Genomic DNA, 20,841 nt, shown 5'->3' on the forward strand with positions numbered 1-20,841 from the left:
AGACACCAGAACTGCCCAACACGCGCATGGCATGACCGCGGCCATCCCACCCGTTGAAGTCACCGATGACGCGGACCGCCTTCGCGCTGGGTGCCCACACGGCGAACGCTGTGCCACGCACAGGGCCCAGCCCGGTCGAAAACTCCTTGACGTTGGCACCGAGAACGCGCCACAGTTCCTCATGGCGGCCTTCCTTAATCAGATGCTCATCCAACTCACCGAGCGTGGGCAGGTAGCGGTATCCATCGTCGATAATTGTTTCGGTGTCACCGTAGGTGACGGCGACAAAGTACTCGGGAGCCTTGCCATCTGGGGCAGGAATGACCGTAACCCAGATGCCCTCGTGCTCGTGCTGCATGGGAACGCGGCCAGCGGCAGTGACAAGTTCAACCTTGGCGGCGAGTGGGCGCAGCACCCGCACGGAAGCCCACCGGCGCCCGTCTTTAGACTGCCCGGCAAGCACGTGTGCTCCAAGCACAGTGTGCGGGTCGTAGTGGGTGCCGTGTGCGATCGCGTTGAGCAGGTCACCCGCAACCGCTGCGCGCGAAGGAGGAGCCTCAACGGCCGGCGACGTGGGGGCCGCTGGGATGGACTTGTCGGTACTCATCGGTATGCCTCGTTCTTGTGGGCGGGGGAGCCCAACGGACTAGTGGGGACTGCTAGAGGACTGGTGCAACTAGGGCGAGCCAGTGGAACTCACGAGAACCGAGCATGATCGGCAGTTCGCCCGACTCATCAACGTGGCCCAAGACCGAACCACCAAACAGATCGACTGCCGCGTATCCGGAAAACTCGGGAAGCGTGACCTTGCTTGAGCGTGCGGTCGCGGCGAAGTTCACCGTGCACAGGATTGTCTCGTTCTCGTTCGAGCGCGTGTACGCAAACACGGAATCCTCGGATGACGGGACGGTGTCGTACCGGCCCAGACCAAAGACTGGGTGGCGCTTGCGGACGGCCAGCATCCCTCGAGTCCAGTGCAGGAGCGAGGTGGGCTGAGCAAACTGCGCCTCGACGTTGGCGTGGCGGTAGTTGTACACGAGCGACTGGACCACAGGCAGGTAGAGCTTGCCGGGATCGGAGATGGAGAAGCCTGCGTTGCGGTCGGGAGTCCACTGCATTGGGGTGCGCACGGAGTCTCGGTCGTTGAGCCAGATGTTGTCGCCCATCCCGATTTCGTCGCCGTAGTACAGGCAAGGGCTACCGGGCAGGGACAACAGGAGCGCATTGGCCAGCTCAACTTCCTTGCGCGAGTTGTCCAAGAGTGGTGCTAGGCGGCGCCTGATTCCCACGTTGGCGCGCATGCGGGGGTCTGGTGCAAACCAGCGGTACATAGACGCGCGTTCCTCAGTTGAGACCATCTCGAGTGTGAGCTCGTCGTGGTTGCGCAGGAACGTGCCCCACTGCTGCCCCCCAACCAGATCGGGGGTGTCCGCGAGGATATCCACGATCTGCGACGCGTTGCCCTCCTTGATGGAGTAGTAGATGCGCGGCATCACCGGGAAGTGGAAGCACATGTGGCACTCGGGTTCTTCCTCTGTGCCGTAGTAGTGGATGACGTCCTCGGGCCATTGGTTCGCCTCTGCGAGCATGATCCGCCCCGGGAACTCGGTGTCCAGGAGCTTGCGCAGTCGGCGCAGGAATGCGTGAGTCTCCGGGAGGTTCTCGCAGTTCGTGCCCTCAGCCTCAAAGAGGTAGGGGACAGCGTCGAGGCGGAAGCCATCCACTCCCTGCTGGCACCAGAATCGGGCAACGTCGAGCATTGCCTCCTGAACTGCGGGGTTCTCAAAGTTGAGGTCCGGCTGGTGGCTGAAGAAGCGGTGCCAGTAATATTGGCGGCGTTCCGCATCGAACGTCCAGTTCGACGTTTCGGTGTCGGTGAAGATGATGCGCGCGTCCGCGTACTTAGTGTTGTCGTCGCTCCACACGTAGAAGTCCCCGTAGGGGCCCTCGGGATCCGTGCGGGAGGCCTGGAACCAGGGGTGCTGGTCACTCGTGTGGTTCATGACCAGGTCGATCACGATGCGGATGCCCCGCTGGTGGGCCTCGGAGATGAGCTCCTGGAAATCTTCCATCGAGCCGAGCTGCGGTGCGATCGAGGTGTAGTCGGCGACGTCGTATCCACCGTCACGCAAGGGTGAGGGGAAGAACGGTGGGAGCCACAGGCAGTCAACCCCGAGCCAGCGCAGGTAATCCAGCTTCGAGATGAGGCCTCGCAGGTCTCCGGTGCCGGTCCCCGTGGAGTCCGCGAACGCACGCACGATCACCTCGTAGAAGACAGCAGTCTTGTACCAGTTGGGATCGTTAGAAACTCCGCCGGGCTCGCCAGAGACGCCCGGGAACTGGGTGCCGGTGACCAGATACTTCTCGGTTCCGCCGGGAGTCGTTGAGTGCGGGAAATCAGGTGACGTGTGCGTCATAGTGGCCTCACATGGATGATGTGCGCGCAGTTAGCAACGGGATCGAGTTTGACGTAGGCGCACTTGCCCCATTCGTAGGTGTCGCCAGACATGAGGTCATGTGCTGCGAAGGCAGGAGCGTTGACGTTGGGCACGTCATTGGAGAGCCCCAGTGCGTCGAGGTCGAACCACACGGTGGTCTCGCGCGTGTTGTGCGGGTCGAGGTTGATCACCGTGATGACGGTATCGTCCTCTCCGTTTGCGAACGCTGCCGGGAGCCGGGACGAGAACGCGAGGATCGAGTCGTCGTTGGTTGGGTGGACGGTGACGTTTCGCAGTTGCTGTAGGGCCGGGTGTTCCTTGCGGATCGAGTTCAGCAACGTGAGGAGCTGTGGCAGACCGGTCTTTGGCGCGGCTGACCAATCGCGGTCCTTGTACTGGTACTTCTCGTTATCGATGAGTTCCTCGGCACCTGGACGCGGAACGCGTTCAGCCAGCTCGTAGCCCGAGTAGATGCCCCACAGAGGGGACGCGGTTGCCGCGAGGATCGCCCGGATAGCGAACGCTGGGATACCTCCGTGTTGGAGGTAGGGTGGCAAAATATCGTGGGTCGTGGGCCAGAAGCTCGGACGCATGTAGGAGCCCTCGGGGCCGGTAACTTCACCGATGTAGGTTTCGAGTTCCTGCTTGGTGTTGCGCCAAGTGAAGTACGTGTACGACTGCTGGAAGCCAATCTTGGCCAGAGTGTGCATCATGGCGGGCTTGGTGAACGCCTCCGACAGGAAGAGGACCTCGGGGTTAGTCGAGCGGATCTCGCGCAGGATGCGCTCCCAGAAGTTCAAGGCCTTGGTGTGAGGGTTGTCGATCCGGAAGGCGGTGACGCCGTGGGAGATCCAGACCTTCAGGACGCGCAGGATCTCCTGGTAGATGCCTTCAGGGTCGTTGTCGAAGTTCAGCGGATAGATGTCCTGGTACTTCTTTGGTGGGTTCTCGGCGTAGGCGATCGAGCCGTCCGCGCGAGTGGTGAACCACTCCGGGTGCTCGGCAACCCACGGGTGGTCAGGAGAGCACTGCAGCGCGATATCGAGCGCGACATCCATCCCCAACGCCGTAGCGTCAGCAACAAACGCGTCGAAGTCCTCAAACGTGCCAAGGTCCGGGTGGATCGAATCGTGTCCGCCATCCTTTGAACCGATGGCGTACGGAGAACCTGGGTCGCCGGGCAGTGCCTCAAGCGTGTTGTTGCGGCCCTTGCGGTTGGTGGTGCCGATCGGGTGGATTGGAGTCAGGTAGATGGTGTCAAAGCCCATCTTGGCGATCTCTGGAAGGCGCTCGGCTGCAGTGCGAAGTGTGCCCGACGACCACTTTCCAGTCGTGGGGTCCTGCTTCGCGCCCTCGGAACGGGGGAAGATCTCATACCAGGAGGCAAAGAGCGCTCGGGTGCGGGAAACGAAGAGTGGGTACGTGGCACTCGGCGTCACGTAGTCCCGCACGGGGTGCTCGTAGCGCAGGATGTGTGCGACATCAGGGGCGCTCGCGGCGGACAACCGTTCCTGGGCGCTGCGCGTGGTATCGCCGAGGACCTTTGCCACGGCGGTGAGTTTTCGCGCAATGTCCCGGGGAAGGCCCGTGCGTGCGGCGGCACGCTCGAAGAACACCTGTCCCTCGCGGAGCATGAGGTCCGTGTCCACCCCTGCGGCGATCTTGATCGAGGCATCGTGTTCCCACGTCGAGTACGGGTCAGACCAGCCCTCGACGCGCAATCCCCAAGATCCCAGCGCATCGGGAGCAAGGAAACCTCGGAACCGGTCAAGGCCGGGCGCGACGTCTACCATCCGCGTGCTGCGTTCGGTGCCGTCGGGTGCAACAAGCACCGCGGTTGCGGCAACCGCATCGTGGCCCTCTCGGAATACCGTGGCCTCAATGGGAATCATCTCGCCGATGACGGCCTTAGCATCCCATCTGCCCTCGCTGACCACTGGTGACACATCGACCACTGGAATGCGGCCGATCATGAATGAAGCCATGGGAGCAGGTGCGATCTCTGCAGTGCCCGTCGATTCCTGGGCGCGCGAGGGGACTGCCCCCGCTGATGTCTTTGAGCGAGTGGTACGGGGGGTGCTGGTGCGGCTAGAAGGAGTCACAGTAGAACGCTACCTAATCTGGGGGCGAATGTGAGAACCGCCACCCGGTTTGGGAAAGCCGAGGCCAGTTGGTGGACCTTCGGGATGGGGCAGGGGAAGGTTGGTGTGCCTCTAGTGGGTACTCTCTGCATCCCGGACGCTTGGTGCATTCGCGATGTACATCTGCAGGGAAAGTTCTTCGAGTGAAACAGGGGTACCTGCGGGGAACTTGTCCGCTGGCACGTCCTCGTCCGGGTTCTCCCACTGCGAGTCCCAGACAAGCTGCCAAGTGCGCGTCGAGTTGTCATCCACGGGAAGGTGCAGGGTTGCTGGACTGAGCTGGCCGTTGAAGATGAGAAGCACGTGTGGATCGCCGTCCCCTGTCTCCTCCGCCACGCGCCCGCGCCGGAACATCTGGAAAGCACGGGTCGAGGGATCGTTCCATTGTTCGACGGTCAAACGCAGGCCATCTGCGCCGTACCACGCAAGGTCTGGTTGGTGGTCCTCGTCGTGGGGAAGTGGTTGGCCCGAGAAGAACTCGGGTACGCGGAGTGCAGGAAGCTCACGGCGCAGTTCGAGCAATCGCGTCACTGTGGCCTTGAGGTCTAGGCGCCACTCGGACAGGTGCCAGTTCATCCACGAGATGTCGTTGTCCTGGCAGTACGGATTGTTGTTTCCGCGCTGGCTACGACCGACCTCGTCTCCTGCCGTCAGCATGGGGACGCCCGCGGAGAACACGAGCGTGGCCAACAGGTTCCTGATGGAGCGACGGCGCATTGGCGCAATGACGTGCCAGGGGTCTTCCTCGTTGAGGGGGCCTTCGACCCCGTGGTTCCATGAACGGTTGTTGTTGGTGCCGTCGCGGGACTCTTCGCCGTTGGCCTCGTTGTGCTTGTGGTCGTAGGCAACGAGGTCAGCGGCAGTGAAGCCATCGTGTGCGGTGACAAAGTTGATTGACGCACCGGGGCCGCGCATGAGCGGCGGATCGGTGTGTCCAAACAAGTCCACGGAGCCTGACAGGCGTGTGGCGAGTTCGCGCACGCCAGAGCCGGGCTGCCCGTGAGCAGCCGCAGCGGCATCTCGAAGCCAGAAGCCGCGAATGGTGTCGCGGTAACGGTCGTTCCACTCTGCGAGAGGTGCAGGGAAACGTCCGGTCTGCCAACCGCCGGGGCCCACATCCCAGGGCTCCGCGATGAGTTTTGCCCGGGAGATCACAGGATCGGTTTGTAGCGCAACCAGGAATGGGTGATCCGGGTTGAAGCCCTCGGTGTCGCGGCCAAGGGTCACGGCGAGGTCCATGCGGAAGCCGTCCACGCCGATCTGGGTGAGCCAGTAACGCATGGAGTCCAGAGCGAGCTGGACCACCTTTGGCCTGCGGAAGTCGAGCGTATTTCCGCAGCCCGTCACGTCTGCGTACCGTGCAGGTGTGCCGCCGTCGTGGAGGTAGTAGCTCGTGTTGTCGAGGCCTTTAAAGCTCAGGTGCTGTCCGGCCAGGCCGCCCTCAGCGGTGTGGTTGTAGACAACATCGAGGATCACCTCGATACCCGCCTGATGGAGCGCTGAAACCATGGTGCGTACTTCGTCGATAATCTTTTGGGCACCGCCCGCACGCGCAGCGGGCGAGGCGTAGGCCTCATGAGGCGCAAAGAAACCGAGGGTGTTGTAGCCCCAGTAGTTGACCAACTCCTTGTCAAAGAGGTGTGGCTCCGAGGTGAAGGCGTGGATTGGTAGCAGCTCGAGGGTTGTGACGCCGAGCGACTTCAGGTGTTCGATGATCGCGGGGTGGCCGATTGCGGCATAGGTGCCGCGGAGCTCCTCCGGGATGTCTGGGTGCAGGGCGGTCAGACCCTTGACGTGGGCCTCGTAGATGACGGTGTCGGACCACGGGATATACGGCCGCTCGGCGTCAAAATCTGGGACGTCTGCGTCCTCGACCACGACGCTCAGCGGCGTGTGCCCCAGCGAGTCACGTGAATCAGCCGGACCGTACGCGTCGCCCACTACCGATCGCGGGTTCCCGGTGTCCCATTCAGTCTCCTGACCATAGGTGTGGGGACCAAAGTCCAGGGTTCCGGTGAGCCCTCGCGCGTAGGGGTCGGTGAGGAGTTTTGCGGGGTTGTGACGAAGACCCTGTGCGGGGTTCCACGGCCCGTTTACGCGGAATCCGTATAGCGCGCCGGCGGGCACATCAGGGACAAAATCGTGCCACACGCCGAGGGTGTGGTGGGACAGGGAAAAGCGGCGTTCGGTATAGCTTTGCGTGCCAGACTCGGATTCGACGTTATGCCTCGTGACCTGCGTATTAGTATCCTCAAACCCGGCGGAGCTAGGATCAACCGGGTCAATAAGACAGAACTCCACCGAGGTCGCATGAGCCGCAAAAACAGCTACAGTGACCCCTCCGGGGACGCGATGAACACCCAGTTGGGGAACCGGAAGGTGGGAGTGAGACGGGGAAGCAAATGACATGCTCCCCATTCTTGCAGGGATTGCATTCGGCTTCGATCGTTACACCGCGTAAAGGGGGATGTGAGTCCCATGGATTCGGGATGTAGGCTAGGCCAAGGACAGAAGCGATCGACGAAAGAGTTGTAACTGATGAGAATCGTGGTTCCGGTCAAGCACGTACCCGATATCCACTCGGACCGCAGTTTCACTGAAGAGGGGCGCGTCGCCCGTGGCGCACAAGACGGGACGCTGAACGAACTCGATGAAAACGCCATCGAGACCGCGCTGCGACTCGTTGAAGCCTTTGGCGCTGACGAGCGTGAGGCACACGAGGTCATCGTGCTCACCATCGGCCCAGCCGATGCAGACGGTGCAATCCGAAAGGCGTACCAGCTCGGGGCAGACAGGGGAATCCGCGTGACGGACGATCTCCTTGCGGGTTCCGACATCTTTGGGACGGCACGCGCGATCTCGGGCGCCATCCGAAAGATCAGTGCTGAGGGCCCAATCGACCTCATCATCACCGGAATGGCAGCGCTCGATGGTCTGGGGTCAGTCATCCCGAGCCTGCTTGCCGCGGAACTCGAACTTCCGCAGCTCACTCTGGCCACCAAACTCACCGTGGAGAACGGAGTCATCGAGATCACCCGTGAACTCGACGGCGTCACCGAGGTCCTCACGGCGACCGCTCCGGCAGTCCTGTCCGTGACGGACCACATCAACACTCCCCGGTACCCCAACTTCAAGCTCATCATGGCGGCACGCACCAAGGACATCGCCACGTGGACCCTCGCGGACATCGACGTGGACCCTTCGGAGGTTGGCACCGCGGGAGCGCGCACCAAGGTGACCAAGAGCGCCCCGCGCCCGCCGCGCGAGCTGGCACAGCTCGTGAACGACAAGGGCGAAGGCGGCCTCGCGCTTGCCGAATACCTCATCAAGAATGACCTGGTGTGAGGACCACAATGGCTACACATAGCGTTCTTGTCCTTTTGGACACCCCAACCATCGAGGTGCGCTCAGCCGCCAAGGAGCTGCTGACCCTCGCCCGCAACATCGGTGAACCTGTTGCGGTTGCCTTTGAAGCACCCAACGAGAAAACCATCGAACAGCTCAAGGAATACGGCGTGCGCCGCCTGTTCCTCGGCACAGTGGAGGGCGGCGCAAGCCACCACCTCACGCCAGTTGCCGCAGAACTCCTCGCTCAGGCAGTGGAGATGACCCAGGCCCGTGCGGTCTTGGCTTCTCCCACCTTTGAGAACAAGGAGATCTCCGCTCGCCTCGCCTACGCGATCGGCGCGGGACTCGTCATCGACACCGTCAAGGTTGGCCTCGAGGGCGACAACTTCGTGGGCTACAAGCGCGTATTCGCGGGCTCGTGGGACGTGGACTGCACCATCAGGACCCCGATCGCTGTTGCGACCGTCCGCGCGAATGCCGTTATCCCGGCTCCAGCGGACACTCCCTCGGAGTCTCTTGAGATTGTCGAGTTCTCGGTGGCGCCGAGCGAGCTCGCCACGAGCGCGTACATGGTCTCTCGCACCGAACACGCCCCGATCGCCGGTGGCTCCGGACGACCAAAGCTCGCTGAGGCAGCCTTCGTGGTTGCTGGTGGGCGCGGCACCAACGGAGACTACGGTCCTGTAGAGGAACTTGCAGACGCACTTGGCGGTGCCGTGGGCGCCACCCGTGACGCTGTGGACGAGGGCTGGATCGAGCACGACGCTCAGATCGGCCAAACCGGTGTGACGGTTGCGCCTCGCGTTTACATCGGCGCGGGCATTTCCGGTGCTCCGCACCACCGCGGTGGAATGCAGGCATCTGGCATCATCATCGGTGTCAACAGTGACGCGGACGCGCCGATCTTCGAGATCTGCGACTTCGGCGTAGTCGGTGAACTGCAGGACGTGCTTCCACAGGCCGCCGCTGCGATCCGTGCCTACAAAGAGGGCCAGTACGAGATCTAGTGGAGACTACTAGACCGCTGCCCTAGGACACATACACAAAGGGGCGGGTTCGCAACCAATCGGTTGCGGACCCGCCCCTTTGCCGTCCCGAGCTACGCCTCAATAGGCACCTGAGCTACCCCTCAATCGGCCCCAGCAGGGCATTGGCCACGCGCCGTGGACGGACTCGTCGTCGGACGGGTGAAACAGTCCGGCGAGCACGTCACGGTACAGGCGAGAGAGTTCCGAGCGGTTGAAGTACGAGGACCCGCCGGACACCCGCACGGCCTTCTCGACTACCCGGAGCGCGGTCTCGGTGGCCTGCGACTTGACGTTCGAGAGCTGCGGGAACCACAGCGAACCGCGGTCCACGCCCGCGTCCACGTCCCTGGCCGCCTGCGCGATGAGTGGGTAGAGCACGTCCATCTCCATTGCGGCATCAGCGATGCGCCACCGGATCGCTGGGTCCTGCGAGTACGTGGTTCCAGTTGCCTTCGAGGTTCGCTTGCTGACCGTCTCCACCGCGACCTCGAGCGCCCGCGCGCCGATCCCCGTGTACACGGAAGCGAGCAGGATCTCGAAGTTCGCAAAGATCCCAAAGATGAACGGGTCGCCCGATGGGCCGGACGGGATGCGCCGCACGATCCTCTCGGCGGGTGAGTATGCGCCGTCGAGAACCGTGGTGCAGGACTGCGACGCCCGCATTCCCACGGTGTCCCAGTCGTCCTTGATCTGGACGCCGGAGTCGCGGTCCACGAATCCCCACACGTTGACCTGCTCGCCGTCCGGTCCCTCCTCTGCGCCGAACGTGCCGAGCATCGTCCAGCCGGGGGATAGCGACGTGAAGATCTTGGTTCCGTAAAACGTGTAGCCGCCGTCCTCCTGCGCCTGCGCGCGCGAGTTCGACCCGAACAGGACTAGGTCGTTGCCGGCCTCAGAGACACCGAACGCAAACACGTGCCCGGCCATCGCGGCCTCGAACATGAAGTTCATGGAGGTGTCTCCGGTCCGGTACACGGTGTTGGCCACGCCCATCCACACCTGGTGCATATTGACGGCGAGCGCCGTGGCCGGCGCCGCCCCGGCAAGCGCCATCTGCTCGCGCGTGATGTCCTCGAGGCTTAGCCCCGGCCCGCCAAATTCCTTGGGCACCATGGCTGTGAAGTAACCGGCTTCTTTGAGTTCCTCAAAGTCCTCGGTGAAGAACGTGTTGTCGCGGTCGTATCCTGCTGCGCGCTCGCGGATTCGTGCGAGGAGCGCTGGGTCGAGAAACATCCGGGGCCTTCCTGCCTGAGGTAAAAAATCATCGACGATTGACTCGCGTTTGATCGTACCGTCCCTACGTGCTGTGGCTGGTGAGATGAGGTCCCCTGGTTGTTTTGCCTCACAATCGCAGGGACCCTCGCGCAGGCGGACGTAAACTTGTCTGATATGACCCCCACGCACGTTGCCTACCTTGATCATGCCGCGACCACCCCCATGGATCCCGCGGCAATTGAAGCGATGGTCGCGCACATGGGCACAGTGGGGAACCCGTCCTCTTTGCACAGGTCGGGGCGAGATGCTCGCAGGCTCGTGGAGGAATCCCGCGAGGACATCGCCAGGATATTTGGGAGCGCGCCGTCCGAGGTCGTGTTCACCAGCGGGGGCACTGAGTCAGACAACCTAGCGATCAAAGGCATCTTTTGGGCGCGGAACAAGGAAGCATCCCGTCCCCGCGTTCTGCTGTCCGCCATCGAGCACCACGCAGTGATGGACCCGGCCCACTGGCTCGCCACCCACGAGGGCGCGGAGCTCGTGTGGATCCCCGTGGATGAGAGCGGCCTGATCGATCTGGACTTCCTTGCCACCGAGATCGCCGCCAACCACGAGCGCATCGCACTGGTTTCCGTCATGTGGGCAAACAACGAGGTCGGCACGATTCAGCCGATCGAGCAGGTCGTCGAGCTTGCCCACGCGCACGGTATACCCGTGCACTCGGACGCAGTGCAGGCTGCAGGACACCTACCCATCAACTTCTCAAGCTCCGGCCTCGACGCCATGACCATCACGGCGCACAAGCTTGGCGGACCCGTGGGAGTCGGCGCGCTGTTCGCGGCCCGCAACCTCACGCTCGTCCCCGTCCAGCATGGGGGAGGCCAGGAGCGCGAGGTCCGCTCAGGCACGCTCGATGCACTGGGCATCACAGCGTTCGCGGCCGCAGTCAAGGCCGCCGACGGCCGCCGCGAGGCAGAGGCAAACAGACTGGAATCCCTTCGCGACCAGATCATCCAAGGCATATCGTCGAAAATCCCGAGCGCGCATGCGCGAGGCATTGACGTCACAGGACCTGACCGCGGCAAACGGCTTCCCAGCCATGCGCACTTCACGTTCGAGGGCTGCGAGGGCGACTCACTGATCTTCCTGCTGGACAACGCCGGCGTGCAGGTCTCCACAGGCTCGGCTTGCCAGGCAGGGGTACCGCAGCCGTCGCACGTGCTGTTGGCCATGGGGGTCAGCGAACGCGATGCGCGCGGTGCGTTGAGATTCACACTGGGGAACACATCGAGCCAACAAGATGTTGACCTGCTGTTGGACGTACTACCGGGCGCCGTCGAGCGCGCCACCGCCGCAGGCCTTGCCTGACGGTGAACTAGTCTTGAAATACGTAAAGAAGTGCCGGCCCTAGGGCCACACATAGTCCGCACGCGCGGACGTAGGAGGGGAAGTTCATGCGGGTTTTGGCCGCAATGTCAGGCGGAGTGGACTCTGCCGTAGCAGCTGCGCTCGCGGTTGAGGCTGGTCACGAGGTTGTGGGCGTGCACATGGCGCTCTCGCGAAACCGCAACCAGTTTCGCTCCGGTTCGCGCGGTTGCTGCTCGATCGAAGATGCGGGGGACGCCCGCCGCGCCGCCGACATCCTCGGCATCCCGTACTACGTGTGGGACATGTCCGAGAAGTTCGAGGACACCGTGATCGCGGACTTCGTGTCCGAGTACGAGGCGGGCCGCACCCCCAACCCGTGCGTGCGCTGCAACGAGCACATCAAGTTTGAGGCGCTGCTGGACAAGGCGCGCGCGCTGGGCTTCGATGCCGTGGCCACGGGCCACTACGCGCAGGTCTTCGAGCGCGAAGACTCGGACGGGTCTGTCATCCGCGAGCTCCACCGTTCCCCGAACGAGCCCAAGGACCAGTCCTACGTGCTCGCGGTCATGGGACCGGAGCGGCTTAAGCACGCAATCTTCCCGCTTGGCGGGTTCGCTTCCAAGGACGAGGTGCGCGCGGAGGCGGAGCGCCGCGGGCTGTCGGTGTCCAACAAGCCGGACTCCTACGACATCTGCTTTGTTGCCGACGGCGATACCAAGGGCTTCCTCGCGGAGCGCCTGGGCACCCGCCCCGGCGAAATCCAGGACACCGACGGCAACGTCGTGGGCACCCACGACGGGGCCTACGCCTACACCGTGGGTCAGCGCAAGGGCCTTGCTCTGGGCAACCCCGCACAGGACGGCAAGCCGCGCTACGTGCTGGGCACCAACCCCAAGTCCAACACCGTAATCGTTGGACCGGCCGAGCTCCTGACCGTGAACCGGATCGTGGGAGACCAAGCGGTCTGGTTCGCCGACGACGTGCTGGCCGCGGCCGGTCAGACCGAGGCCGGAAGCGACTGGTTCGACGTCCAGGTCCAGGTCCGGGCGCACGGCGCCCAGGTTCTGGGCCGCGCCCGGTCGGTCGCGCTGTCTCGCGCCGCAGAGATCGTGGGCGCGGGCCGCGAGGACATAGCCACACAGTGCACGCGCGCCGAGGGCCTGTCCGAGGACCTCGACGACCGCACTATGCTCGAGGTCGAGCTGACCGGCGGAACCCTACGCGGCGTGGCCGCGGGCCAGTCCCTCGTGCTGTACTCGGGGACCCGCGTGCTCAGTCAGGCCACCGTGGTGGCCTCGGACCGCAAGTCGACTGCGGCTGCTGTTGCAGCACCGGTTGCTGCGGGCCTCTCCTCTGCGTCATGACGGGGGTAACCGGGCCCGGCCCCTGGCCGGGCGCAGATCTGCTGCCACAGCAGCTTTCTATTTTCGACGATCTTGGCCAGGTTCCGTTTGGGGTCCAGGCCCTGCCCTTTTGGGCCTCGCTCGAGGGCTCTGCCCCGTACGCGGATACTCTGGGCCGCACGCTGTCTATCCTCGAGCAGTTGCCGCTCGAGGTCGGTCCGCATGGGTGGAAGCTCGCCGACCGTCCGGGTATGGACGAGCAGCGCCTTGCCCGCGCGCTGGACCATGACGTTGAGGCGTTGACGTTTGCTGCGGCGGGGTACTCCGGGCCGCTGACGCTGAGTGTTGTTGGACCGTGGACTCTGGCGGCCACGCTGTATTTGGCCCGCGGGGACAGGGTCCTCACGGATCGGGGTGCGGTCCGGGAACTGACCGACTCGCTGGCCGCCGGGCTCGTGGACATGATGGGGCGATTTCGGTCTGCACTGCCCGGGATAGAGCTCACTGTACAGATCGACGAACGTCACATAGGGCAGATTACCGCGGGAGTGCTGCCCACGTTCTCCGGGTACTCTCGGATCCACGCTGTCCCGGGCCCCGAGCTGGCTGCGCAGTCCCAGGTTCTCTATCAGGCGATCACCGCCGCGGGTGCCAAGCCCGTGGTCCGGGTGGGCGAGGCCTGGGTGGGCATCGCCCCGAGCGTCGTCGCTGGAGCAGCAGGCATTTCCCTCGACTTCACGGCCCAGACCTCGTGGAACGAGCGCGCATGGGACCACATTGCACGCGCCGTTGAGAAGGGCGTAGAGTTTTGGGCCGGCCTCCCGGCACCTGAGGTTTCTCAGTGTTCGGGGCCGAACCTGCGCCAGCTCGCTGACGCCATCGTGATCCCGTGGAAGCGGATCGGGTTGGAGCCCTCGCGGTTGGCGCATGTCACCGTGGCGCCAAGCCTCGCCGCGGTCCGCCCCCTTGCGTCCTCCCCAGACTCCGCGCGCGCTGTCCTGAGCACGGCAGTGAGAGTCGCCGAATACCTAGCTGAAAAGGCCGAAGACTAAAGCCATGCCACGGATCCTCGTAGACACCACCCCACTGCGGGAATCCCCAGAGTTCATGCGCCTATGGTGGGGGCTGGGGGTCTCCAACTTCGGTGCGCAGTTGACCATCATGGCTGTGGGCCTCGAGGTCTACGACATCACGCGGTCCACGTTCTATGTGGGACTACTCGGCCTGTTTACCCTAATTCCGCTCGTGGTGCTGGGCCTGTATGGCGGCGCGCTGGTGGACCACTACGACCGGCGCAAGGTGTCCCTGATCACCTCGACCGCGCTGTGGCTCACCACTCTGACACTGGCCGCCCAGGCATGGGCGGGCGTCCGGAACGTGTGGGTGCTCTACGCGCTCGTGGCGATCCAGTCCGCGTGTTTTGCAGTCAACAATCCCGCGCGTCAGGCGATCATCCCCAAGCTCGTGCGCCCGGAGTTGATGCCGGCGGCGAACTCCCTCATGGGGCTGACCGGAAACCTCGCGTTCTCCGTGGGACCGCTCGTGGGCGCGCTCCTGGTGCAGTTTGTGGGCTACGCGCCCGCGTACACGATCGACGCCTTCCTGTACCTCGCAGCTCTCTTTGCCGTGTTCAAGCTCCCATCCATGCACCCCGAGCCGCAGCTTGATGCCGACGGGAACCCTATGCAGCGCAAACGCGTGGGACTGCGTTCCGTTCTCGACGGCTTGGCCTACCTCAAGACCCAGTCCGATGTCCGCATGACCTTCCTCGTGGACCTGTGCGCCATGGTGTTTGCCTCGCCCAAGGTGCTCCTGCCCGCGATCGGTATGATCGCGCTCGGCGGAGGCAGCACGACGGTGGGAATCCTGACGGCAGGTGTCGCCGTGGGAGGGCTTCTCGCGAGCGCATTCTCGGGTGGCCTCACCTCGATCACCAAGCAGGGCCGCGTGATTGCCTTCGCGATCACCGCATGGGGCCTATCCATCGTGGCGTTTGGAGTCATCGTGGTCTCGGCGGGTACGTCCTCGCCCGAGCACCCGCAGTGGAACTACATCGTTCTTGCGGCCCTAGCGCTCGTGTTTGCCGGCGCATCGGACCAGGTTTCTGCGGTGTTCCGCCAGACGATCCTGCAGACGGCTACCCCCGACCACATGCGCGGACGCCTCCAGGGCGTGTTCATCGTGGTGGTCGCCGGCGGCCCGCGCCTAGGCGAGATGTGGCTCGGCACCGAGGCCACGTGGTGGAACGAAGGCATCGCCGCGATCGTCGGCGGCATCACCTGCATCGTCGCCTTGTGGCTGCTGCTCGCGTGGCAGCGCAACTTCCTGAACTACGACTCGCGCCTCGCGGTCTCGTACCTCAAGTAGCTCCCGGAGCGGTTCCCGGAGGAGCTCCCGGCCGTTGCTCTCCATCGAACGGATGATTATTCATCCGTTGGGCGCCGAACGGATGGTTATTCATCCGTTCGATGCAGGAACGCGTACCAGAGAGGGTCGGCTCCCAGCACATGCGCTGGGAGCCGACCCTCTCGTCGTGAATCAGTTGCGTTGGGCTGATAGGCGCTGCGCTGGGACGCTAGTTCGCTGCAAACTCGCCGATCGCGAGCGGCAGGATGATGTCCTGGAACAGGGGAGCAGCCTTGATGGTCGCGGCCTGGGTCGGGGTGAACCAGTTGAGCTCGGCGATCTCGGCGTCAGCACGCACCTTGGATCCCTCGCCCGTGCGCAGGCGGACCCGAACGCACTCGGCGATGATTTCGAAGCCCGGCTCGTTGGCTGCGGGCGCCGTGAAGGAACCGATGTACTTGAACCGGTCCGTTGACAGGTCGAGCCCGGTTTCCTCCAGCAACTCCCGGTGCGCGGTGTCGAGGGTCTCCTCGCCCGCCTCCGGCTTACCGCCAGGCTGGATGAACGTGTCGGTGTTGCGCTTGCGGACAAGCAGGATGTTGTCGTTGTGGTCCTGGACGAGGACCGCAACCACGCGAATGATGTTCTGGGACATTGTTAGCTGAGCTTCTCCATGAGGAATTGGTACATGAGCGCCGACATGAATGCGGACTGGCTGTTGTCAGCCGCGCCTCCGTGGCCACCCTCAATGTTTTCGTAGTAGGTGACGTCCTTGCCGGCCTCGAGCATCTTGGCCGCGAGCTTGCGGGCGTGTGCCGGGTGGACGCGGTCGTCACGGGTCGAGGTGTAGAAGAGGACCGGCGGGTACGTCTGCTTCGGGTCGAACAGGTGGTACGGCGAGAACGTCTTAATGTACTCCCACTGCTCGGGGACGTCGGGGTCGCCGTACTCGGCCATCCACGAGGCGCCCGCGAGTAGGTGCGAGTAGCGCTTCATGTCCAGCAGAGGAACGCCGATGACCACCGCGCCAAAGAGATCGGGGTACTGGGTCAGCATGTTCCCGGTTAGCAGGCCACCGTTCGAGCGCCCATCCACGCCGAGATGCGGTGTCGAGGTGATCCCTCGCTCGATGAGGTCGCGCGCAACTGCTGCGAAGTCCTCGTACGCCTTGTGACGCTTTTCCTTGAGCGCCGCCTGGTGCCAGGTTGGTCCGTACTCGCCGCCACCGCGGATGTTTGCCACCACGTACGCGCCACCTCGTTCGAGCCAGCCGCGCCCCAGCCCGCCGGAGTAGGACGGGGTGAGCGAGATTTCGAACCCGCCATAGCCCCACAGGATCGTGGGGGTGGTGCCGTCCAGTTCGAGGTCCTTGCGGTGGACCACGAAGTAGGGGACCCGGGTGCCGTCGAGCGAAGTGGCAAAGTGCTGCTCGGTGACCAGGTCCTCGGAGTTGAAGAAGGCCGGCATCGATTTGAGCGGCGCAACCTTGGCTGGTTCGTCGATCTCGTACGCGGTGATCACGCTGGAGAGCGAGACGCGCGAGAGGGTCGTGGGGGTCAGGTAGTCGGTCGAGACAACCCACACGTCGTCGTTCTCGTGCGAGTCCACCGCGCCCACGGAAACTGTGCCGAGCTCTGGCAGGCCGGTGAACGGAACTGAGGCCCACCTCTGGGAGCCGGCGCCGCTCGCGTCGAGGTGCTCCGCGGCAGGCGGGATGAAGACCTGAACCTTGTTCTTGACGTCCTCTAGGACGTTGAGCACGAGGTAGTTCTTAGTCCAGGACGCCCCTGCGAGCGATCGGGTTGGTGTGGGCTCAAACAGGACCTGGAACTCGCGTGCGCCATCGAGGAACGAGGGGAAATCGGTGACGAGCAGGGATCCGGCACGGTAGGTTGCGTCGCCTACTGTCCAGTCATCACGCAACTCGACCATGAGGAGGTCCTTGCGAACGCCCACGGAGGCAGAGTCCGGGACAGCAATCAGTGTGAGCGTGCCGTCATCCTCGAGCAGGTAGGTCTCGCTCCGGTAGAACTCGATCGCGCGGCTCACGTAGTTGCGCTCGTATCCGGGCGTAAACGAGTGGTACGCCGATATGTACATGTCCTGGTCGGTTCCCACGTACACGGTGGTTGCCTCGTCAAGGGACTGGCCACGGCTCATGCGCTTGGCCACGCGGGGGTAGCCGGACGGCGTCATGGTTGAATTGCCGTCCTCGTCGGTGCCGAAGTCGGTGTACACGAACACCTCGTCCGCGCTGATCCAGCTCATCCCACCCTTGGACTCCGGGCGGTAAAAGCCCTCGTCAGTGGTAGGCACGAACTCTCGGGTGATCACGTTGAACTCGCGGGTCTCATCCGCATCCGAACCGCCGCGGGACAGGTCGATGAGCGCGCGGTCAAAGGTTGGGCGCAGGAGCGAGGCCCCGTGGAATACCCAGTTGACGCCCTCTTCCTCGCACAGTGCGTCCACGTCCAACAGGACGTCCCACTCCGGCTCGTCCTTGGTGTACTCGTCAACCAGCGTGCGGCGCCACAGACCGCGAGGGTGTTCGGCGTCGCGCCAGAAGTTGTACAGGTAGTCGCCCGCCTGGGAAACCATGGCGATCTTGTCATCCGAGTCGAGTACCTCAAGCACCTTTGCTTTGACGTCCGCGAACTCGGTGGTTGCTGCGATGGTGGTCAGGACCGTGTCATTGTGGCCGCGTACCCAGTCAAGCTGAGCCTCGCCCTCAACGTCCTCCAGCCAGAGGTGCGGATCATCGGTGATGTCATGGTTTAGGGTCATGAACTTAACCCTAACGCGTCACTGTGACACCGCTGCCGCGTTTCGCACCGCGCGCAATGTCAGTGGGATGTGGAAAATAGGGGGTGTGAACACGACTCCTGATTCCTCCTTGTTTGACGATGACTCCTTTGGCTCGGGTGCGCTTGACGCTGCTCCTGATGCACCGGGGTCTGGCGCGAGCGCACAACATGTGGTGGCTGGGTCCGGTGGGGCGGCCGCAGCGGCGGCCACAATCGTCGAAAATCAAGAATTGCCAGCGCGCGAGCGCTGGGAAAAACTCGCCGCGGCGATCAGGAGATTCCAGTTCGAGTACTACATTGAGGGCGAATCCTCGATTCCCGACGCGGACTTTGACGCGCTTCTTGCCCAGCTCGCCGAGCTGGAAGACGAAATGGGCGCGGTCCCAGCGGACTCGCCCTCGCTGCGCGTGGGCGGGACGTTCACCACGGAGTTTCACTCCGTGGATCACGTCCAGCGGATGCTCTCGCTGGATAACGGTTTTACTTTCGACGAAATTGCGGCTTGGGCGGACCGCGTCCACTCTGAACTGGGTTCCGCTGAGATCTCGTACCTATGCGAGGTCAAAATCGATGGACTGGCCATTTCACTTGTGTATGAGAACGGCGAACTTGCACGCGCAGTGACGCGAGGAGACGGCCGAACAGGTGAAGACGTGACGCTCAACGTGCGCACGATCAAGTCGATCCCGCAGACGCTCGGCGGTGACCCCGCACTGCATCCGCGCGTGGTTGAAATCCGCGGCGAGGTGTTCATGCTGGTGAAGGACTTCGAGGCGCTCAACGAAGCCCAACTGGAGGCAGGCGGAAAGCCGTTTGCTAACCCGCGCAATGCGGCCGCGGGGTCACTGCGTCAGAAGGACCCGCGCGTGACGGCCTCGAGGTCCCTATCCATGTACGCGCACGGAATCGGAGCGTTGGAATGGGCCGGTGCCGCACCCGTGGAGCTCGTGCGTCAGTCCGATGTGTACGAGCTGTACAAGGAATGGGGCATCCCGGTCTCCTCGCACAACTCCGTTGAGCACGGGCTGGACGCCGTACGCGCCAAGATCGACTACTACGGCGAGCACAGGCACGACATCGAACACGAGCTCGACGGGTTCGTGATCAAGGTGGACGAGATCGCCTCGCAGAACCGGCTGGGCACCACGAGCCGTGCGCCGCGCTGGGCGATCGCGTTCAAGTACCCGCCCGAGGAAGTCACCACCCGACTCATCGACATCCTGGTGAACGTTGGGCGCACCGGCCGCGTGACACCGTTCGGTCAGATGGAGCCCGTGGTTGTTGCCGGGTCTACTGTCGCGATGGCGACCCTGCACAACTTTCACGAGGTTAAGCGCAAGGATGTGCGCCCCGGAGACACGGTCATCCTGCGCAAGGCCGGAGACGTGATCCCCGAGATCCTAGGTGCCGTGGCGGAGCTGCGCCCCGAGGGCTTGCCAGAATGGGAAGCACCAACGGTGTGCCCATCCTGCGGGACCCCTATCCGGGAGGCAAAGGAAGGGGACAAGGACCTGCGCTGCCCTAACGCCCAGTCCTGTCCATCCCAACTGCGTGAGCGCGTGTTTGCCATTGGCGCTCGATCGGGCTTTGACATTGAGGCGTTGGGCTGGGAGGCGGCTGTAGCGCTGTGCGACCCGGACTCCTCGACGCCTGCGCACATTCTTTCGGAGCGGGCCGAGCGACTTGAGGCGGTAGGGGAGGACCTGCTCGAGGAGGAGCTCCGCCCACTCGTGCCCGTGATGACTAGCGAGGCTCGACTGTTTGAACTGGCTGACCCCGGTTCTCCACTGTCCCAGTCCCTGGGCTCGGTCCGGGTTTGGCGTGAACGTAAGTTGAAGTCGGGTAACAAATGGGAACTGGTTCCTTACTTCTACTCCAAGGCCACCGCCAAGAAGAAGTCGGAGCCTAACGCGACCACCAAGAAGCTGTTCGCAGAGATTGGGAAGGCGAAGGATCAGCCACTATGGCGGGTTCTTGTTGCCCTGTCGATCCGACACGTTGGACCGACCGCTGCCCGGGCACTTGCCACGGAGATGGGATCGCTCGAACGCATCCAGTCCGCAACCGTTGAGGAACTTGCCGCGGTCGAGGGCGTGGGCACCACGATTGCTGAGTCCGTCAAGGAATGGTTCACGGAGGACTGGCACCAGGAGATCGTGGCTACCTGGCGCGAGGCTGGACTCAGCATGGAAGACAAACGCGATGAGTCGGTGGAGCGAACGCTCGAGGGGCTGACAGTGGTGGTCACCGGGGGACTGACCGGGTTTACCCGCGATGGAGCAAAGGAAGCGATCATCTCCCGCGGTGGCAAGGCCTCAGGCTCTGTATCTAAGAAGACTGACTTTGTGGTTGTCGGCGAGAATGCAGGGTCCAAGGAGGCTAAGGCGATCGAGTTGGGACTGCGGATTCTGGACGAGGCGGGTTTTGAGCGGCTCTTGGCTGGTGGGCCCGGGGCTTTTGAGGCGCCGGTGGCTGATTGAGTGTTCCTTGAATGGTTGTAAATGGGATGGTCTTAAGGTCGCTTGAGCTCGCGGTTGGGTCATTGGCGCGTGACGTGCGGGCTCGTTGGGGGCAGGTTTTTTTGGGTCTGACCTGCGGTTAAGGGTGCGCGTGAGCACGGGGGCTGGCTGCTGTGGTCACGGTCACGCGCTGAGGATTTGTTTCTGGCCGCCGAGTCCGGGTAGTGTTCTTACTTGTCAGCACGACGGGTTGGAGCCCACAGGGTTCACCAAGTTGCTGAACATCTTCTCTCCTCTTGGACTTCGAATCAAGCTGGTTTGCGCCGGTGAGATCGAGGTGGTAAGTTAGAG

Annotated in this window: 14 protein-coding genes; 7 read left to right on the plus strand and 7 right to left on the minus strand. The window is 63.4% G+C overall.

What is annotated here, in order from left to right; all coding sequences use genetic code 11:
* From HGSM_RS12730 to glgX, 4 genes are all read right to left on the minus strand, one after another.
* A partial coding sequence (locus HGSM_RS12730; protein WP_040595160.1) for a GlgB N-terminal domain-containing protein occupies positions 1–607 on the minus strand: 607 nt, incomplete at its 3' end.
* Between the two features lie 52 nt (positions 608–659).
* Entirely contained in the window at positions 660–2,417 is a 1,758-nt protein-coding gene (gene treS, locus HGSM_RS12735) for a maltose alpha-D-glucosyltransferase (RefSeq protein ID WP_019149152.1), read from the minus strand.
* Positions 2,414–4,423, minus strand: a complete 2,010-nt coding sequence (locus tag HGSM_RS12740; RefSeq protein ID WP_019149153.1) for an alpha-1,4-glucan--maltose-1-phosphate maltosyltransferase — start codon at positions 4,421–4,423, stop codon at positions 2,414–2,416. Before HGSM_RS12740 ends, treS begins: the two co-directional genes overlap by 4 nt.
* Before the next feature lie 228 nt (positions 4,424–4,651).
* On the minus strand, positions 4,652–6,988 hold the full coding sequence (glgX, locus tag HGSM_RS12745; protein WP_040595161.1) for a glycogen debranching protein GlgX: 2,337 nt from the start codon (positions 6,986–6,988) through the stop codon (positions 4,652–4,654).
* 129 nt (positions 6,989–7,117) lie between these two features.
* On the opposite strand from glgX, the gene HGSM_RS12750 reads away from it, so the two are divergent.
* Positions 7,118–7,924, plus strand: a complete 807-nt coding sequence (locus tag HGSM_RS12750) for an electron transfer flavoprotein subunit beta/FixA family protein (protein WP_019149155.1) — start codon at positions 7,118–7,120, stop codon at positions 7,922–7,924.
* Between the two features lie 8 nt (positions 7,925–7,932).
* Positions 7,933–8,934 carry an electron transfer flavoprotein subunit alpha/FixB family protein gene (locus tag HGSM_RS12755; protein WP_019149156.1) on the plus strand — a complete coding sequence of 334 codons (1,002 nt, stop codon included), beginning with the start codon at positions 7,933–7,935 and terminating at the stop codon, positions 8,932–8,934.
* 99 nt (positions 8,935–9,033) lie between these two features.
* On the opposite strand, the gene HGSM_RS12760 is transcribed toward HGSM_RS12755, so the two are convergent.
* Positions 9,034–10,188 carry an acyl-CoA dehydrogenase family protein gene (locus HGSM_RS12760; protein ID WP_154646350.1) on the minus strand — a complete coding sequence of 385 codons (1,155 nt, stop codon included), beginning with the start codon at positions 10,186–10,188 and terminating at the stop codon, positions 9,034–9,036.
* Positions 10,189–10,344: 156 nt separating this feature from the next.
* On the opposite strand from HGSM_RS12760, the gene HGSM_RS12765 reads away from it, so the two are divergent.
* The 4 genes from HGSM_RS12765 to HGSM_RS12780 all read left to right on the plus strand — a co-directional run bounded on the left by HGSM_RS12765 (position 10,345) and on the right by HGSM_RS12780 (position 15,248).
* Positions 10,345–11,538: a cysteine desulfurase family protein gene (locus HGSM_RS12765; protein WP_019149157.1), complete on the plus strand. Its 1,194-nt coding sequence runs from the start codon at positions 10,345–10,347 to the stop codon at positions 11,536–11,538.
* 86 nt (positions 11,539–11,624) lie between these two features.
* Positions 11,625–12,902: a tRNA 2-thiouridine(34) synthase MnmA gene (mnmA, locus tag HGSM_RS12770; protein ID WP_040595162.1), complete on the plus strand. Its 1,278-nt coding sequence runs from the start codon at positions 11,625–11,627 to the stop codon at positions 12,900–12,902.
* Entirely contained in the window at positions 12,899–13,933 is a 1,035-nt protein-coding gene (locus HGSM_RS12775; protein WP_019149159.1) for a uroporphyrinogen decarboxylase/cobalamine-independent methonine synthase family protein, read from the plus strand. The genes mnmA and HGSM_RS12775 overlap by 4 nt, the downstream gene beginning before the upstream one ends.
* A 4-nt stretch (positions 13,934–13,937) precedes the next feature.
* Positions 13,938–15,248: an MFS transporter gene (locus HGSM_RS12780; RefSeq protein ID WP_019149160.1), complete on the plus strand. Its 1,311-nt coding sequence runs from the start codon at positions 13,938–13,940 to the stop codon at positions 15,246–15,248.
* A gap of 208 nt (positions 15,249–15,456) precedes the next feature.
* On the opposite strand, the gene HGSM_RS12785 is transcribed toward HGSM_RS12780, so the two are convergent.
* Together HGSM_RS12785 and HGSM_RS12790 are read right to left on the minus strand one after the other, a co-directional pair.
* Positions 15,457–15,882, minus strand: a complete 426-nt coding sequence (locus HGSM_RS12785; protein ID WP_019149161.1) for an NUDIX hydrolase — start codon at positions 15,880–15,882, stop codon at positions 15,457–15,459.
* Positions 15,883–15,884: 2 nt separating this feature from the next.
* Positions 15,885–18,011, minus strand: coding sequence for a prolyl oligopeptidase family serine peptidase (locus HGSM_RS12790; protein WP_019149162.1), 2,127 nt, complete (start codon positions 18,009–18,011; stop codon positions 15,885–15,887).
* Positions 18,012–18,201: 190 nt separating this feature from the next.
* Here HGSM_RS12790 and ligA point away from each other — a divergent pair, with 190 nt between their 5' ends.
* Positions 18,202–20,511: an NAD-dependent DNA ligase LigA gene (gene ligA / locus HGSM_RS12795; protein WP_407635114.1), complete on the plus strand. Its 2,310-nt coding sequence runs from the start codon at positions 18,202–18,204 to the stop codon at positions 20,509–20,511.
* Positions 20,512–20,841 lie beyond the last annotated feature (330 nt).

It is taken from the genome of Timonella senegalensis JC301, assembly GCF_000312125.1.
In the GTDB taxonomy this organism is placed as follows: domain Bacteria; phylum Actinomycetota; class Actinomycetes; order Actinomycetales; family Cellulomonadaceae; genus Timonella; species Timonella senegalensis.

Excerpts from the sequence above, each read along its gene's own strand:
- HGSM_RS12765 (WP_019149157.1), top strand. The coding sequence starts at position 10,345 with ATGACCCCCACGCACGTTGCCTACCTTGATCATGCCGCGACCACCCCC.
- HGSM_RS12755 (WP_019149156.1), top strand. The coding sequence starts at position 7,933 with ATGGCTACACATAGCGTTCTTGTCCTTTTGGACACCCCAACCATCGAG.
- HGSM_RS12790 (WP_019149162.1), bottom strand. The coding sequence starts at position 18,011 with ATGACCCTAAACCATGACATCACCGATGATCCGCACCTCTGGCTGGAG.
- mnmA (WP_040595162.1), top strand. The coding sequence starts at position 11,625 with ATGCGGGTTTTGGCCGCAATGTCAGGCGGAGTGGACTCTGCCGTAGCA.
- glgX (WP_040595161.1), bottom strand. The coding sequence starts at position 6,988 with ATGTCATTTGCTTCCCCGTCTCACTCCCACCTTCCGGTTCCCCAACTG.
- HGSM_RS12785 (WP_019149161.1), bottom strand. The coding sequence starts at position 15,882 with ATGTCCCAGAACATCATTCGCGTGGTTGCGGTCCTCGTCCAGGACCAC.
- HGSM_RS12750 (WP_019149155.1), top strand. The coding sequence starts at position 7,118 with ATGAGAATCGTGGTTCCGGTCAAGCACGTACCCGATATCCACTCGGAC.
- HGSM_RS12780 (WP_019149160.1), top strand. The coding sequence starts at position 13,938 with ATGCCACGGATCCTCGTAGACACCACCCCACTGCGGGAATCCCCAGAG.
- HGSM_RS12775 (WP_019149159.1), top strand. The coding sequence starts at position 12,899 with ATGACGGGGGTAACCGGGCCCGGCCCCTGGCCGGGCGCAGATCTGCTG.
- treS (WP_019149152.1), bottom strand. The coding sequence starts at position 2,417 with ATGACGCACACGTCACCTGATTTCCCGCACTCAACGACTCCCGGCGGA.
- HGSM_RS12740 (WP_019149153.1), bottom strand. The coding sequence starts at position 4,423 with ATGGCTTCATTCATGATCGGCCGCATTCCAGTGGTCGATGTGTCACCA.
- HGSM_RS12760 (WP_154646350.1), bottom strand. The coding sequence starts at position 10,188 with ATGTTTCTCGACCCAGCGCTCCTCGCACGAATCCGCGAGCGCGCAGCA.